We start from the raw sequence: 16,297 nt of genomic DNA, 5'->3' as shown, positions 1-16,297 counted from the left end.
CTTCTCAGCAAAGCAGTATAGTAAAATTTAAAGTTGAAACACCATGCAAGATATTTTTTCATCTGAACAATACCATCAAAGACCAACATGGGATGAATATTTCCTCATGTTGGCTAAATTAGCCGCAACTCGCTCAACTTGTCTTGCTTTTCCAGTGGGTGCTGTAATTGTTAAAAATAAGCAAGTTGTAGCCACAGGTTATAATGGCTCACCGTCAGGCTCGGCTCATTGTACAACCCAAGGATACTGCTATCCAGGTTTAAATAGCTGTGATGCCAGTAAAATACTACCATCAAGGGCTGTACACGCGGAGGCAAATGCGATCGCACAAGCTGCAAAGTATGGTATATCTACAGATGGATCAAGTATATACGTGACCTTAGAGCCTTGTTTATCTTGTTTAAAGTTAATTATCTCTGCTGGAATTAAAGAAGTATTTTACGAAACTTCTTTTAACAGTGGAGAAAAAGCTTTAGTTAGAGATTCCTTTATTAACGAAGGTTTAGTCACAATTAAGCAAGTTCAACTTTCTGAAAATATAGCCAAAAAAGCTGCTTCTTTCCTTTTATCTTCCATATCTGTGAGTGATTTTGTTAATACTTAAGGTTGATGACTGCGACGAATTTCTGTAATTTGGTCCGCTACATCTAAAAGAGACGTTGGCATCTGAGAACCTGTGAGAATAATATCAACATGAGGGGGACGGTGAGAAAGAAACTCTAAAACCTCGGTTTCTGGAATTAAACCGAAATTAATCGCTAAACTCAACTCATCTAATACCAGTAAAGAATACTTACCTTCATTAACTACCTTTTGGGTATGTTGCCAAAGTTGTTGCAAAGCTAGATTTTCGGCTGCGTCCAAATCGGAATTATCAATACAACGGGGCAAATCACAGCGAATCCAATCTAAATGTTGTCCCATTTGGGTAGGTCGTTCATGTCCTTGACGAATACCACCTTTGAGGAATTGGACTATTAATACTGGTGTACCTTGTCCAGCAATTCTCAGCGCTTGTGCCATGACGCTCGTAAAAAAGCTCCGCTGGGAACTAGTAAAAACTTGCAATAGTCCTTCTACGGAATATGGTAAGCTGAGAGTCGAATTTAGACCTGGGGTTTCTAGTTGGGCAACCATAAGGCAAAGTTTAAAAACTCACTATAAATTTAATGACTTACAATTAAATGCAAATCTTCGCTGATAGCAAAACATATAGTTATCATACAGCAGTATTCATAAGTAAAACCGCCTTGATATTTAGTTTTAACTTTTTCACTGATTTAGAGATATTTTTTCTACAAATGATTTAAGATTGCTATAACAAAATATCCTGCAAAAATAGTGAATTTTATATATGAGGGTTAAGTTGTGGTGAGATTAGTAATTTTAGGGGGTTCAGGGGCAGGAAAAAGCACTCAAGCCCAAAAGCTTGGTAAGTTTTTTGATGTTCCCTTGGTTTCTACCGGTGAAACTTTACGAGCAGCCATATCTGGAAATAGTCAAAATAGTGCCTATGGTGAATTAAATGGTTTAGTTATGGAAGCTAAACCTTATTTGGAAGATGGAGAGTCAGTTCCAGATGAAATGATGATTGAATTTATTAAAGTCCGTCTCAAGCAAGTCCTAAATAATGGTAATTGGTAATTGGTGATTGGTAATTGGTAATTGGTAATAAATAGTTTTATTGCTATTACTCAGTTATTCTATAAGGCAGTAAGCAAAAATTTTGAGGCAACTTCGATGACTTGGCAACGTCCTGACGGGAGAACCCCCTGTGAACTCCGTCCCCATAGTTTTTATCCTAATTTCACCCGCTTTGCACCTGGTTCTGTTTTAGCTAAATGTGGTGATACTCAAGTTCTGTGTACTGTTAGCGTCGCGGAAGGAGTACCGAGATTTTTAACTGGTAGTGGTAAGGGTTGGTTAACGGCTGAATATAGAATGTTGCCTTCTGCTACCCAGAAACGCCAGGAACGGGAATTAATGAAATTATCGGGCAGAACACAGGAAATTCAGCGTTTAATTGGGCGGAGTTTAAGGGCTGCCTTGGATTTTGAGGCTTTAGGAGAACGGACGCTAACTGTGGATGCAGATGTCTTACAAGCGGACGCAGGAACGAGGACAATGGCAATTACAGGGGGGTTTGTGGCTTTGGCTCATGCTATTTCTCAATTATTGCAGCAGGGAGTTTTAGAGCGATCGCCTTTATGTGGACAAATAGCAGCAGTTTCTGTAGGCTTATTGGAGGGTGAACCATTTTTGGATCTTAACTATGTTGAAGATGTAGCCGCAGATGTGGATTTTAACGTAGTCATGAATCATAAAATGGGAATTATTGAAGTTCAGGGAACAGCCGAAGCAGGTAGTTTTAGCCGTGAACAATTAAATCAAATGCTAGATTTTTCTGAACAAGGTATCCAGCAATTATTAACTGCTCAAAGAAATGCAATTAGTGATTGGAATACTTTGTTTATCGAAGGTTAAGTTGTCATAATTTCCAAGTACCAAAATTCAATTAGTGGCCGTAAACTGCTTGCAACCAAAAAGAAATTTAGAACAATCTTGGATAATTCGCTGTTTGTCATCATTTCTGTTGTTCGGTCAAATTCTATTGCATTTCCTGCGCGGAAAAACCTACTATCGCAAAATATTAGAACATATGGTAACGGCAGGCCCGGCTTCTATTTCTCCAGTCTTGCTAGTTAGCGGTTTTGCGGGGATGATTTTCACTATTCAAACCGCTAGGGAATTAGTGAGATTTGGGGCTGTAGATAGTGTTGGAGGTGCATTTGCTTTAGCATTTTGTCGAGAACTAGCGCCGATTCTTACTGCGAGTATTATCGCTGGACAAGTTGGTTCAGCTTTTGCTGCGGAATTAGGGGCAATGCGGGTGACGGAGCAGATTGACGCTTTATATATGCTCAGAACAGATCCGATTGATTATCTAGTTTTACCTAGAGTCATTGCTTGCTGTTTGATGATGCCTGTAATGATGATTTTTGCTGTAGTCACAGGTATAATTGGCGGGGCTTTTGCGGCTGCACAATTTTATCAAGTTGTTCCCGAAACATTTTTAGAATCGGTGAGAGCGTTTTTATTACCATCAGATATTTTTATTATTTTACTTAAAGGGTTAATTTTTGGGGCTATAGTTTCTGTTAATGGCTGTAATTGGGGACTGACAACTCAAGGAGGTGCAAAGGAAGTGGGAGAGTCAGCCACAACAGCAGTTGTTACTACTTGGGTGGCAATTTTTATTATGGATTTTATCTTGGCTGTGCTACTGTTTGAAAAACCTATATTGTAATTTTAGGTTTATTTAGAATAATACTGCTTGACGCATGGTAACATATAAGTTACTATAAGACTGTCTCTGTTATGAAAGTTGAAGAATATCTTAAAGAAGATGGTTCCAGTCCTTATCAAGAATGGTTTGATGGATTGAATGCTCAAGCTGCTGCGAAGGTTACTGTTGCTAAGTTTCGTTTGGAGTTAGGTAATACATCAAATGTTAAATGGTTTGAGGGAATTGGTGAATATAAAATTGATTGGGGTCCAGGATATCGGATTTATCTGGCTCAGGATGGTAAGCAGCTTATAGTATTATTTGGTGGGGGAACAAAGAAAAATCAGCAATCTGATATTAGTCGTGCTAAAGAATTGTACCAAGAGTACAAAAAGCGAAAAAAAGAACTTACGATAAATCAAGAGACTGACAACAAGAATAAAGAGAAAAGGTAGTTATTATGGCACTTACTAGAGATTTCAAAGAAACTATTAACGCACGAGTGGAAAAAGATTCTCACTTCACAATAGCTCTACTTGATGAAGCTATTTTTCTCTTCCTGAATGGTGAACCAGAAACAGCAAGATTGATTTTGAGAGATATTGTTAATGCAACGGTAGGTTTTGAACAATTGGCAATTGAAACTTCTAAACCTAGCAAGAGTTTACACCGGATGTTATCGGCAAAAGGTAATCCGACAATGGATAATTTGACTGCTATTTTGAATGTTTTGCGGAAAAAGCTGAATATTGATATCAATGTTCAAACGACAGTTATTTCTTCTTAAAGATTTTATTTATTGTTTTTGTCTAGTAACTTTTGAGAAAATATGAATAAGAAAACACAAAAACAAACAGAACTAGCTCTATCTGTTGTGTTTATTTACCGATGTATCCTTTATTCTCTCAACAATCCCCTGCGGTGATGATCAGCGATTAGTACAACTGACTACTGACAACCAACCACAAATAATGATAAAGAAGGTGGAGGCCGATAATTTATGGCTTAACTTGATGATATTAAAAGTTTCTTGAGTTAAACCGGAAAATTGTCAGAAGTTCGCTATGGTATTGCAAAGAAACAGGCTATGTATTGATAATGCCATGAACAAAACTGTTGAAGTCCTACCGGATGTATCGGCGCTCGTCCAACGGGCGCTAGAATTGATTCTGTCGAAAGTAGAAACTGCTATTAGTGAACGGGGACAATTTACAATTGCTTTATCAGGTGGCAGCACACCAAAACCGTTGTATGAAGCCATTGCTAATCAAAAGTTGCCTTGGGATAAAATTCATGTATTCTGGGGAGATGAGCGTTATGTTCTGGCAGATCACCCTGATAGCAATGAACTGATGGCGCGGCGGGCATGGTTAGATCAGGTTGCTATTCCCCAGACGAATATTCATGCCATCCCCACTTTGTCGGCTAATCCAGAAGTGGATGCAGCTAAGTATAACCAGCATCTCCAAACATTTTTTAATTCTATATCGGGAGAGTTCCCGGCATTAGATGTAGTTTTACTGGGAATGGGTGATGATGCCCATACTGCATCTTTGTTTCCCCACACGAAAGCTCTCAAGGTGTGCGATCGCCTAATCACTGTTGGTAATAAAGATGATAATCTCCGCATCACCTTTACTTACCCATTTATTAACGCGGCTCGCAGTGTGATTTTTTTGGCTGCTGGTGCTAACAAAAGACCGGCTTTAGCCCAAATTTTCGCACCGGTGGCAGATGATTTCGTCTATCCATCTCGGCTAATTAAACCCCAGGGAGAACTTTACTGGTTGCTAGACGCAGCCGCTGGTTTGGAACTTCAACACTAACTATGATTCTTGAGATTTGGATGATTTAGATAATTAAGAATAATCACCAATGATCAACTTGTTCTCACTCTAAGTAATTGTTAGCATTAAACGCTAAGGTTACTTATGTGCTTGTCAGTAATATTTTTACAACGACCTTCACTAAGGCTTAAATCCATGATCGTCTGCCCTAATTGCAATCATCCCAACCCAGACGGCGCTGTTCAATGTGAAGCTTGTTATACGCCGTTACCAGCTACAGCTAGTTGTCCTAATTGTGGAGCAACTGTACAGTCAGATGCCGCTTTCTGTGGTCAGTGCGGTTACAATCTCCATTTTGGTGTTACTCCCGCAGTTGCCCCAACTATTGCGATTAACCCTGTACAACCAGCGCCAGTGGTCGCTCCTGACCTGATGATGCAACTGTTACAGCCCGATGCTTTAGAAATTGCGCCCGCCGCCAATCCTCCTGTTAGCGCTATTCCCGCCCCTGCACCGGTGGCTGTAGTTCAGGAACAAGCTGTTTATGTTCCTTCTGTAACACCAGCACCAGAAGTTTATATTCCCCCTGTACTGACACCCGCATCTGTAGTTCAGGAACAAGCTGTTTATATTCCTTCTGTCCCTGCACCGGTAGCACCTGAACCAGAAATTTATATTCCGCCTGTGCTGACAGCCCCACCTGCGCCTGTAGCACCGGAACCGGAAGCTTATATTCCTCCTGCTTATGTACCTCAGATCGATCCCCTCACAGTTCCTGAAGTAGCCCCAGCCGCACCACAAGTAAAGGTGGCAAATACCCAATTGCAAAAGGTAGTAGCACGGTTATTCCATGTTCAAGCTAACCAAGAAATAGAATTACCACAAAATCTCTCGGTTGTGCATATTGGTAAGCCGAATGATCGTATTCCTCCCGATATAGATGTTTCTGGGTTCCCAAATTCGGAAATTGTTTCGCGGATTCACTCAGACATTCGGATTGAGGGAGATGCTTGTTATCTAGAAGATGCAGGTAGTTCCAATGGTACTTATGTCAATAACTTACCTCTGTTACCTGGAAACAGACATCGCCTCCGTCCAGGCGATCGCATCAGCTTGGGTAAAGGAGATTTAGTCACTTTCTTGTTTCAACTCTCTTAGGAATAGGGAATAGGGCATAAATATTTCCCCCTGCTCCTATCACCATAGCTGATTAACTCTTGTTGCTAGTTATCCCATAAACTAGATAACTAGCAACTTGGGTAATAACATGATTAATGATATAGAGTATATCAGGCAAGCTGAAGCTAATCGCGTAGAAATTCTCAGCGAAGCACTACCTTACATTCAACAATTCGCTGGTCGTACCGTTGTGGTTAAATACGGTGGCGCAGCCATGAAGGATAGTAACCTCAAAGATAAAGTTATTCGTGATGTGGTCTTTTTATCTTGCGTTGGCTTGCGGCCTATTCTAGTGCATGGTGGTGGTCCAGAAATTAATAGTTGGTTAGGCAAGTTAGGAATTGAAGCGCAATTCAAAAATGGTTTGCGTGTTACTGATGCAGCAACCATGGATGTAGTGGAAATGGTGTTAGTGGGGCGGGTAAATAAAGAAATTGTCGCTTTGATTAACCAAGCTGGAGGGATGGCTGTAGGGCTTTGTGGTAAGGATGGTAACTTAATTACGGCTCGTCCTCAAGGTGATGAAGGGATTGGGTTTGTGGGGGAAGTTAGTAATGTCAATATCAAAATTTTAGAAACACTTGCTAGTAATGGCTATATTCCCGTTGTTTCTAGCGTGGCTGCTGATGAAACTGGACAGGCTTATAATATTAACGCGGATACGGTAGCGGGGGAAATAGCCGCAGCTTTGGGCGCAGAAAAGTTAATTTTGCTGACTGATACCAGAGGAATTTTAAGAGATTATAAAGACCCTTCTACTTTAATTCCGAAAGTGGATATTCGGGAAGCGCGGCAATTAATTACTGATGGTATAGTCAGTGGAGGGATGATTCCTAAAGTGAATTGTTGTGTGCGATCGCTTGCTCAAGGAGTCAAGGCTTCACATATAATTGATGGGCGGATTCCTCATGCTTTACTGTTAGAAGTATTTACAGATGTGGGAATTGGGACAATGATCCTCGGTTCTCATCAGTCGAAACAATAATCGAGATTGGGGACAAGTTACAGCAAAATTAATTCGGAAGGGTTTAGCATTGCTAAACCCCTATAGGATTCATTGGTAAAATTTCATTTACCTACAATCTGCGGTAAGTTAAAATTCAAGTTATTGAGTAACAACTGACAACTGTACGGGCGAAGCATTTGGAGAACTATTTTTGGCAATGACCGATAATTTATCTTCCAAATGCTTCGCCCCTACTGACAACTGACAACTGACCAATGACCAATGACCACAGAAAATTTAGAACTCGCTAAATCTCATTATCAAATGGGGACAACTGCTTTTGAAAATGGTCAATATCGGAAATCTGTAGAAAATCTAGAAACAGCCAGCGCCCTATTAGAAAACAATACCCATTTTGCTGGTGAAATCGAAATTTGGTTGGTGAATGCTTATGAAGCTGCGGGACGTTCGGAAGAAGCGATAAATCTTTGTCAACAACTCATTCGTCATCCCCATTATGAAATTCGTCAACAAGCAAAGCGCCTACTATATATTTTAAAAGCGCCCAAACTTAACAGACCTAAAGAATTGATGACAGAAATTCCCGATTTGGACATAACTTCTGATCACAAATCCAAAATAGTTGTCACTTCTCAATCTAAAAAATCTACATTTAAACAAAAACCTGGAGAACGAGAATATATTGACCTTAATACAGTCAATACTAAAGATAATAATTTTGTTTGGGTAGCTTTAATTGCTGTTGGTTTAACAATTTCCTATTTAGTTTGGTTAAGTTTTTAGTAAATAAGGAGAAATTTAGTCATGAATGTATTCACTTTCATTAAGATGATATTACAGTTAAGCAAATCTGTGTTTTTTTTAATTAGGAAAATTGGAAAATTTACCAAAATCAAACCTATTGTATTTATGGTAATTTTTTCTTCATTACTATTATCTGGTTGTGTAAAGTATGATTTAGGAGTCAACTTTAACAGCACTAATAATGGTGAATTAGTACAACATATTCAATTATCGGAAAAAATCACTATTTTTAGTAGTGATTATCTATCACAATGGTTAAAAACTTTAGAACAACGAGCGCGACAATTAGCAGGTTCAACAGAGAGAATTTCACCATCAGAAATCGTTGTTAAAATTCCCTTTACCAGTGCAAAAGAATTACAAGAAAAATTCACTGGCTTTTTTAATACTCGAACTGATGAAGATGATAATGGTTCGGAAATATCAAATATTACTTCAACTTTAGTTGCAGAAGATACGAATTTTTTCCTATTTTCTAGAAATCATTTAGTTTATGATTTAGATTTGCGTTCTTTGGCTATGCTGACCACTAAAGGTGATAGTTCTATTGTCAATCTAGACTTTAGCCTACAGACACCTTGGGGAGTCAAGAATATTGAAAATGATGAAAATGCTATCCAACCAGAAAAGCATGGTAATCAACTGCTATGGACAATTAAAGCAGGGGCTATAAATCATGTAGAGGTAGTTTTTTGGTTGCCGAATTTTCTGGGAATTGGGACTTTGTTAATTATCGGATTTGTGTGGTTAGGATTATATCTGAGATATACATTTTTACCAAATCCAAGTATTCAGTTAACTGCCAAAAAAGACTAACTTTAATTATTCTTCTTCATTGTTTGCACCAAGAAAACTAAAATCCCTCCAGACAGCAGCAAAATTCCCAACCAAATCAAAGGTTGTGCTAATCCAATTGTTGTTCCTTGCTGATTCTCATTTACACTTGGCCTAGATTGAAGAGTATCTATATTCTTTCCTGTAGCCACAGTGACAACAAACTTTAACTCAAAAGGTTTAAAACTTCCTTCATTCACAGGTTTACCACTTAATTGCAACTGATAAGCCCCTGGTTTGGGAAAAGTTACTTCTGCCCCTGGAATGCCTTGATAACGTTCAGCTTGAATAGGTTTTAATGGAGGTTCAAGTAATGCTGGTTCTCCCACTGCATGAGGTTCAGCATAAATAGCTAACTGACAATTACAATCTTTTAAAGGAATTACCTTACCACCTTTCCGAGTCAGGGCAAACCAAGCTTGAGTAACTTCTCCAGCGCGAGGATTATCATTAGGTTCTATATGGATAGTAGCACCAACATCTGCCGATATTTTCACCGTATGGGCTAAAACTTGAGTATTTGTAGTAACTATTAAACCAAATAAAACTAATAATAGATACTTGATTTTGTGTGCAAGAGAAATAGTTAATTTACCGCGATTTATTGGGAGGAACATAAAATTTTTCTAGACGTAAATATAACCAAGAATACCGCGAACGGATCAACAATACAGCTAAGGTAATTAGACTCAGTAACACGGCTGCTAATTGGTTTTGCCAACTTAATCTTACAGCCCCCAGATAATGAGAACCAATCATAACCGTATGAATAGCACTCAATAACAAAGCTGGTACACTCAAAAGATGAATATGCCGCCAATGTTTACCTAAGGACTTTTGCATAACATCAAAACTTGTACAAGCCGCAGGGAGCATTAATACCAAAGCCACAGCCCCTGCACTCATTCCCCACTGAAATTCTAACGGTAAAAACCAAAAAGCGGTAAGATTCCAGTCTAGTGAGTGTTCAAGATTATGGATAGTATGTACTACCGAAAGCACAAAAGCCCCAACGCCCAGCGCCCGACGGTAACGCAGAGGTGCAGACCAAAAACTATTCACAGGCCGGGCAATCAATGAGAGATTTAAACAAATTAAGGCAGCGTGTCCGCTATAGTCCGTCATCGTATCCCCCGTTCGCAATAGGGTAATTGCACCAATAATCAGAGTTACCCACCCACCCAAGCGAAATAATTGACTCCGCTGATATTGACTAATTAACGACGTGGAAACACCTAGTCCCAACATGATGGGTAGTGTGCCAATTCCAAAAGCTAACATTGTTGCTGTAGCTTGCCACAAATTCCCTGTAGCCGCAGCTTTAATTTGAGCCGCATATAAAAAACCACAGGGCATTAATCCCCAAGTCATGCCTAAAAGTGCTGGTGTCCACCATTGAGTTTGTGCAGATAATTTCAGCATGGCCGCACTCAGACGGTTGTGTAAATTCCCTTTTAATATGGGGTGTAATAGGGGTATATGCGGTAAAAAATCGGGTTTAACTTGCCCTAAACCAAACCAAATCAGCATTATACCTGTAATAATAGCTATCCACCGCCGCAAATCACTACCAACTCCTGCCAGTTGTCCACCTTCTACTAATACTGAGCCTAGTGCGCCAATACCAGCACCGACGAAGGCATAACTTAACATTCGCCCTAAATTTAGTAATGTATGAAATTTTAATTGCTGTTGCCAACTCGGATTTTCCTGCTGCTTGGACAGAGAAAAAGCTACAGTCAGGGGTCCACACATCCCAAAGCAATGTCCAAAACTGCCCAGAAACCCCAGAAGCGTTATGAGTAATAAATCTAGCATATTGATGATGGGAAGTGGGAATTGGCAATTGCGACAGTATACCTTTTACATCTCTTATCATCATGTTGATGTCAAAAGACAAGCTGTCAAACTTGGTGTAGTTAGGATATTTTATTTCCTCTAGGTGGGTTTAAATCATGATCAAAAAATGGCCATGGGTGCTGGTAGGGATAATAGTGTTTATAGGTATGGGAAGTTTTTTTGAGCAATCTGAAATGATTCCGATAGTTAAAAATGCTCCTGTACCACAGTCTCAACCCCAGTTAAAACCCCTGAAGGTAAATAATACTCTATTGGTTGATGGTGATCAACTTTTTGCTCATGTTCAAAAGTTGAATTTTCGGCGGTATTCAAAAATGGAGCGATTGCGTACCCGTACATATATCACAAATCAATTGAGCAAATTTGGCTGGAAACCTAAGTTAGAAAAGTTTACTGCCGGTATGAATATTTTTACCCAAAAACTGGGAACAAATAAAACCACTGGGACAATTTTGGTGGCTGCCCATTATGATACAGTTGAGTCCTCTCCTGGTGCAGATGATAACGCCACTGGTATAGCTGTAGTATTAGAAATCGCCAGACTTTTTACTGCTATTTCCACACCAAAAACATTACAATTAGCATTTTTTGATCAAGAAGAAACAGGACTTTTAGGAAGTAAAGCTTTTGTCAACCAACCAGCCCATTTACAAAATCTTCAAGGCGTAATTATTATGGATATGGTGGGTTATGCTTGTTACACTTCTGGCTGTCAAAAATATCCCGCTGGTTTGCCTGTAACACCACTTAGCGACAAGGGAGATTTTTTAGCAGTAGTTGGTGATGTAGAACACTTAAATTTATTAAATACTTTTGCCAACTCTAGTGAGAATTTACCAAAAATCCTCAAAGTACCGATTCCCTTCAAAGGTTTATTAACACCAGATACCCTCCGCAGTGATCATGCTCCGTTTTGGTATCAAGGAATAGGGGCTTTGCTGGTAACAGATACCGCTAATCTACGTAGTCCTCATTACCATCAACCTAGTGATATTCCCAAAAATATCCAAAGAGAATTTTTCACGGGTTCGGCACAAATTATTATTAATGCTACTTCTACTTTGTTAAAATAAATTCTTTTAGAGCTAATCTGGCGATTAACATGAAAATATTACTTGTAGAAGATGATCAACGGATTGCTAAACCCTTAGCGGAAGATTTAAAACAGTCTTAACTCGTACATCTCTTTTAGATAAATTATGGGAATTTGATAAAATTTCTGGGGAAGATACTGTTAAAACTCACATCAATAATTTACGCAAAAAATTAAAAGTGGTGGGTGCATCTGAAAAAATTATCGACACTGTTTATGGGATAGGATATCGTTTAGGAAATAACTAATGTTGTGGATAATTAAATATCGCTTTTTGTTCTCATATTTGTTAGTAGTTGGTTCAGTATTAGGAGTATTTACATTAGCAGTCAGAATTACTTAATGAGTATACACAAATTACCACTTTATTACAAAAAGAACAGGATAATCTAGAAAAAGTATTTCAATGATCAAATAGAGATGCAGCAAAGATTTATAAAGAATCACCTCCAGCCTAAAAAATAACTGGAGGCTATGATTAAAGACATTGGAATGTGGACTAGTTCAACTGTAAATCTAACTTGATCTTTAGAAGATTGTCTCTGTCTATAGGAAAGTTTAAATTTAATTTATTTCCGTCTAATTGAATAGATAAAAAAATACCCCCAGTTGTGAACCGAGGGATTCTGCAAGTCAGAATTATCGCACAAAGACATTCGCGTACCCAGAATAGCAATGCAACAACGGAAAATAACGATGGGGGGAATTGGTAAAATTATCTTCTATTCCCCATTTCTCAGCTTAATTACGAATATTTACTTCCTGTAAATAATCTTCTGGTTGAAGAGATACTCTCCGCTGAATAGGAGTGTTTTGTCTTTCAGCAAGGGGAACTGTTTTTAGGATAGCTAATTCTTGTTGCTGATTACGTAGACGTAACTTGTGGGAATATTCTTCTAGTTTGACTCTTGCTTGTGCATAAACTTCAGCATCTTTAGGAACTCTTTCCAGTAGTTTAATTGCTGCGAAAAAGTTACCTATAGAGGCTTGATTGTGAGCTTGATATAAATAGTATCCTGATCTAACTTGACGTTTTTGATTGTACTCAGCTAATTTCTGTTTAACCATAGCACCGGCAGAACTTTCTTCAGGTATTTGCTGTAGATAATATAAAGCCGTTGAGAAATCTCTCTCCTCGGCTTTTGCATAAGCTTTGGCTAATAAGGATTGTGTTTGGGCTTCAATATTTAATTTTGCTTGTGCAACTAGGGGCTGAATTTTCGATTTCCAATATGAATTAATTGGAACTTTATGTGCATGATATAATACGTCTGTCCATCGTCGTTCTTTTAAAGCTTTTTCAGTGAGAACATAATGTTTTGCATCTTTTTGCCATTGGTTTTGCCATTCTTCAATTGAAGCTTGAGCTTCTGGATAAACATTACTATTAAGGGGGATTGACCGAGCTAAATTAATGGCTTTTTGTAAATCTCCAGATTGATATCTGGCTATGGCTTTATATAAAATTTCTGTAGCTGAGTAAGCTTGAGAATTATTAAATAAAGAATATACTCCCAATCCTAGTAGAACCGAATTAATTAATAAACCTAATCGCAGTCCGGCTAGTAATGGTTGGGATTTTTGATCTGTCGTTTCAATAGTTTTATCAGATAATTGAGACTCTGCTATTTGTATTTCTGCTGGGTTATTGTCCCATTCTATATGCTTGAGTAACCATAGTGCTTCATTGGCAGATTGAAATCGTTCTTGGTGTTGATAGCGGATCATCTGATTGAGGAAAGCAACTAAATAATCATTGATAGAGGTGTCATGATCACACCAAATAATTTCATTAGTTTCAGCATCAATTTCTAATTCTAAGGGAGATAGTCCTGTAATAGCTTGAATAGCAATTATTCCCAAGGAATAAAGGTCACTATTGGGTTGGGTTTGACCAATAAATTGTTCTGGGGGAATGTAACCCAATGATGTGACAGGAATTTGATCTATGGAAAATTCTGTGTCAATACTAGAGTCTACTGGTTGAATTGAGCCAAAATCAATTAATACTAATCTGGCATCTATAGCTCGTCTAATTAAGTTTTCTGGTTTAATATCACAATGAATAAAGCCTTGAGAGTGAATAAATTCAAGAATAGATAAAGCATCTTCTAGAAACTTAATAATATCAACTTGACTCCATTTACCATGACTTTCAGGATCATGAGGTAATTCTGCTGCTAAAGACTCTCCAGGAATAAATTGTTGGACTAAATAAAACCGCTCATTTTCTTCAAAATAGGTAATAAGTTCCGGAATTTGGGGATGACGACCTAAATGTTTGAGGGTTTCAGTTTCTGTTAAAAACCGCAATCTTAGGTGGTCAAAATAGGAAGTAGATTGATAGTGATTCACCTTCAATTGTTTGACAACATATCTGGGTTTTTCTGGGTGGTACATATCCACAGCAATAAATGTTTGTGCAAACACTCCTGCACTAAGTGGTTGCACAATTTGGTAACGATCTTGTAATACTTGTCCGATCATCTGGTTGGTCATGATCTAGTTAGTCAGAAATCCTTATATATCTTTTCTGACATCGGCTGCTATTTTCCGGAATTATAGGCAATAATTCAGTATGTGAAATATTCAATAATCATTTCAGTATTTTTACTTATAATCTTCTTTTTCTGCAAAGGTATCAGTTAAAGGTTTGACGACCTTAGCGATCGCTTCTTGGACAAAAACTTTGATAAACTCATCACGGCGATTAATCTGAAACTGTTGTTGCACAACTTCTGTCATTCCCCCATCACCCCAATCTTGATCATGACGAAAATACTCGATAAAGCTTTTCCCAGCAATGCGGGTTAAATATGCGGCTGTCACTCCTTGAATTGCCCTCCCTACAATAAAAGTAGCCACATTAAGTTGCAAAGCCGTTGATAATAATTCAATTGCCCCTTTAACGATACCTAAACCAGCAATAGTTTTTCCTAAAGATAGGGCTAATTCTTTACCTCGTTCCATGTTTAAATCACAACCATAAAGCCTGCCAATTTCTACTACCATTTGGGCATTAACAGCAGCGGTTGCGAGTAAATCTACCATCGGTAATGGTGTGACAGAAACTACGCCCGCACCAATCCATTGATAACGATCTACAATCTTATCAGCTTGGCGACGACGTTGAGAGTCTATAAGTTTGCGAGCTTCTTCTCCTAAGCGCAGAGATTGTAAGAGAATATTATCTGCTACTAAATCTTCACCTTCAGCGCGTAAAATAGAGGCCATGCGCCGTAACAAGGGGATAATATCTGCTTCTGGTTGGAAGGTTTCGCCGGTTTCTAATGCGGCTATTTGGGGATTAGCAGCGATCGCTACCACATCATTAGTAGCAATAAAGCTGCGTACCCGTTCCCGCAATCTGGCTAAGATCACTTCTATATCAGTCTCCGTGTATAAATCTGTTTTATTCAGCACTAAAAGCGATCGCTTACCAATTTCCGCTAAACCCCGCAGTGGTTCATATTCAGAACGCCGTAAATCATTATCTACCACAAATAACAATAAATCCGCTTCTGTCGCTAAAGCCCTAGCCAGTTGTTCCCGTTCCGTACCCGCTACCCCCGGTTCTAAAATCCCTGGAGTATCAGTAATTAAAATCTTCCGTTCCAAACCCTTCAAGCGCAAACAATAGGTTTCTCCCACCTGAGTTGTTCCCATTGGGGCATTCACCTCACCAACTATCCGCCCCATAATCGCATTTACCAGAGAAGTTTTACCGGCACTACCCGTACCAAAAACCACAACTTGAATTTCCCCTCTCGCTAAATTCGTTTCAATTTCCTTGGTGCGACTTAGCAAAGCTTGACGTGTCACCTCATCTTGAATTTGGGCTACCTGTTGTCGTACCGCTTGTAAGGTAGAAGAAGCCGCATCAGATTTAGCCGCAGGAATTTGGGCAGAAGTCACTCTTGGGCGTTGACGACGGGATTTTGCTTCTCCCTTCCGCAGCACCAATACGTAATAAACAAAGGCAGCAATTAAACCACCAATCAGTAAAACTAGCAGTAATAATAGTAAATTACCCAACAGCGGAGAATAGGACAACTGCCAGTACAACCGGGAAAGAGAATCAATTAGCCATAGGGTTAACGCCAAAATGACGATCAGGCCAACAATTAGTGTAACAATACGAGACAAGGACATGAATGATAAAATTTAGGATCTATACAGTGTTTTTCTCAGCGAGAAAGTAAAAAGCCACAATTTTTGCTAAACTAACATTCAGTTTGTGTGCAGTGTTCCCTTAGAGGATGTTTTAAAAGTTTTTCATGTGTAAACAGACCCCTCTCCAAACCTCTCCCCTACCAGGGGAGAGGCTTTAAAACCCCCATTCCCTTGCAGGGAAGGGGGGTAGGGGGGTTAGGTTTTTGGAGATTACGGGTTTGATATAATACTTTTCAAACAACCTCTTAATGACCGGCTATTAAATTCCGCATTTTTTGTCTCACCCCACTTCATGGGAAAGTTAAAGGCCGAGT

General features: G+C 38.9%; 17 protein-coding genes and 1 pseudogene. 13 read left to right on the top strand and 5 right to left on the bottom strand.

Annotated features, from left to right (window positions below):
• The first annotated feature begins 43 nt into the window (after positions 1-43).
• Positions 44-604: a deoxycytidylate deaminase gene (locus tag HGD76_RS02840; protein WP_168694900.1), complete on the top strand. Its 561-nt coding sequence runs from the start codon at positions 44-46 to the stop codon at positions 602-604.
• Here HGD76_RS02840 and HGD76_RS02835 read toward each other — a convergent pair.
• Positions 601-1,137 carry a P-loop NTPase family protein gene (locus HGD76_RS02835; RefSeq protein ID WP_168694899.1) on the bottom strand — a complete coding sequence of 179 codons (537 nt, stop codon included), beginning with the start codon at positions 1,135-1,137 and terminating at the stop codon, positions 601-603. The two genes, HGD76_RS02840 and HGD76_RS02835, sit on opposite strands and share 4 nt — an antisense overlap.
• A 231-nt stretch (positions 1,138-1,368) precedes the next feature.
• Between HGD76_RS02835 and HGD76_RS02830 the strand changes: the two genes are divergently transcribed.
• The 10 genes from HGD76_RS02830 to HGD76_RS02785 all read left to right on the top strand — a co-directional run bounded on the left by HGD76_RS02830 (position 1,369) and on the right by HGD76_RS02785 (position 8,839).
• The gene (locus HGD76_RS02830; protein WP_325064826.1) at positions 1,369-1,644 is read left to right on the top strand and encodes an adenylate kinase family protein; all 276 of its coding nucleotides are present in this window, start codon (positions 1,369-1,371) and stop codon (positions 1,642-1,644) included.
• A gap of 96 nt (positions 1,645-1,740) precedes the next feature.
• On the top strand, positions 1,741-2,484 hold the full coding sequence (gene rph, locus HGD76_RS02825) for a ribonuclease PH (RefSeq protein ID WP_168694898.1): 744 nt from the start codon (positions 1,741-1,743) through the stop codon (positions 2,482-2,484).
• Positions 2,485-2,533: 49 nt separating this feature from the next.
• A complete protein-coding gene (locus tag HGD76_RS02820; RefSeq protein WP_168697341.1) occupies positions 2,534-3,307 on the top strand; it encodes an MlaE family lipid ABC transporter permease subunit in 774 nt (257 codons plus the stop codon).
• 71 nt (positions 3,308-3,378) lie between these two features.
• On the top strand, positions 3,379-3,741 hold the full coding sequence (locus tag HGD76_RS02815) for a type II toxin-antitoxin system RelE/ParE family toxin (RefSeq protein ID WP_168694897.1): 363 nt from the start codon (positions 3,379-3,381) through the stop codon (positions 3,739-3,741).
• Positions 3,742-3,746: 5 nt separating this feature from the next.
• The gene (locus tag HGD76_RS02810; protein WP_148762382.1) at positions 3,747-4,073 is read left to right on the top strand and encodes a helix-turn-helix domain-containing transcriptional regulator; all 327 of its coding nucleotides are present in this window, start codon (positions 3,747-3,749) and stop codon (positions 4,071-4,073) included.
• Between the two features lie 316 nt (positions 4,074-4,389).
• On the top strand, positions 4,390-5,112 hold the full coding sequence (gene pgl / locus HGD76_RS02805; RefSeq protein ID WP_168694896.1) for a 6-phosphogluconolactonase: 723 nt from the start codon (positions 4,390-4,392) through the stop codon (positions 5,110-5,112).
• A 156-nt stretch (positions 5,113-5,268) separates the two neighbouring features.
• Entirely contained in the window at positions 5,269-6,231 is a 963-nt protein-coding gene (locus tag HGD76_RS02800) for a double zinc ribbon and FHA domain-containing protein (protein ID WP_168694895.1), read from the top strand.
• 109 nt (positions 6,232-6,340) lie between these two features.
• The gene (gene argB, locus HGD76_RS02795; protein ID WP_015083597.1) at positions 6,341-7,237 is read left to right on the top strand and encodes an acetylglutamate kinase; all 897 of its coding nucleotides are present in this window, start codon (positions 6,341-6,343) and stop codon (positions 7,235-7,237) included.
• Positions 7,238-7,480: 243 nt separating this feature from the next.
• Positions 7,481-8,002: a tetratricopeptide repeat protein gene (locus HGD76_RS02790; RefSeq protein WP_168694894.1), complete on the top strand. Its 522-nt coding sequence runs from the start codon at positions 7,481-7,483 to the stop codon at positions 8,000-8,002.
• A 21-nt stretch (positions 8,003-8,023) separates the two neighbouring features.
• Positions 8,024-8,839, top strand: a complete 816-nt coding sequence (locus tag HGD76_RS02785; protein ID WP_168694893.1) for a DUF3153 domain-containing protein — start codon at positions 8,024-8,026, stop codon at positions 8,837-8,839.
• Positions 8,840-8,841: 2 nt separating this feature from the next.
• On the opposite strand, the gene HGD76_RS02780 is transcribed toward HGD76_RS02785, so the two are convergent.
• Both HGD76_RS02780 and HGD76_RS02775 read right to left on the bottom strand, forming a co-directional pair.
• Positions 8,842-9,474, bottom strand: coding sequence for a hypothetical protein (locus HGD76_RS02780; protein ID WP_168694892.1), 633 nt, complete (start codon positions 9,472-9,474; stop codon positions 8,842-8,844).
• Positions 9,449-10,675, bottom strand: a complete 1,227-nt coding sequence (locus HGD76_RS02775) for an urease accessory protein UreH domain-containing protein (RefSeq protein WP_168694891.1) — start codon at positions 10,673-10,675, stop codon at positions 9,449-9,451. Before HGD76_RS02775 ends, HGD76_RS02780 begins: the two co-directional genes overlap by 26 nt.
• Before the next feature lie 140 nt (positions 10,676-10,815).
• Here HGD76_RS02775 and HGD76_RS02770 point away from each other — a divergent pair, with 140 nt between their 5' ends.
• Positions 10,816-11,790: a M28 family peptidase gene (locus HGD76_RS02770; protein WP_371735615.1), complete on the top strand. Its 975-nt coding sequence runs from the start codon at positions 10,816-10,818 to the stop codon at positions 11,788-11,790.
• 88 nt (positions 11,791-11,878) lie between these two features.
• Positions 11,879-12,058, top strand: a pseudogene (locus HGD76_RS02765) (winged helix-turn-helix domain-containing protein); the annotation flags it as partial.
• A 493-nt stretch (positions 12,059-12,551) separates the two neighbouring features.
• On the opposite strand, the gene HGD76_RS02760 reads toward HGD76_RS02765, so the two are convergent.
• Positions 12,552-14,309 carry a serine/threonine-protein kinase gene (locus HGD76_RS02760; RefSeq protein ID WP_168694890.1) on the bottom strand — a complete coding sequence of 586 codons (1,758 nt, stop codon included), beginning with the start codon at positions 14,307-14,309 and terminating at the stop codon, positions 12,552-12,554.
• 111 nt (positions 14,310-14,420) lie between these two features.
• Positions 14,421-15,962, bottom strand: coding sequence for a YcjF family protein (locus HGD76_RS02755; protein ID WP_168694889.1), 1,542 nt, complete (start codon positions 15,960-15,962; stop codon positions 14,421-14,423).
• Positions 15,963-16,297 lie beyond the last annotated feature (335 nt).

Origin of the sequence: Dolichospermum flos-aquae CCAP 1403/13F (genome assembly GCF_012516395.1) — a bacterium.
Classification (GTDB): domain Bacteria; phylum Cyanobacteriota; class Cyanobacteriia; order Cyanobacteriales; family Nostocaceae; genus Dolichospermum; species Dolichospermum lemmermannii.
The sequence above is the reverse complement of the archived record's forward strand: the minus strand, read 5'-3'. Positions and strand labels throughout refer to the sequence as shown.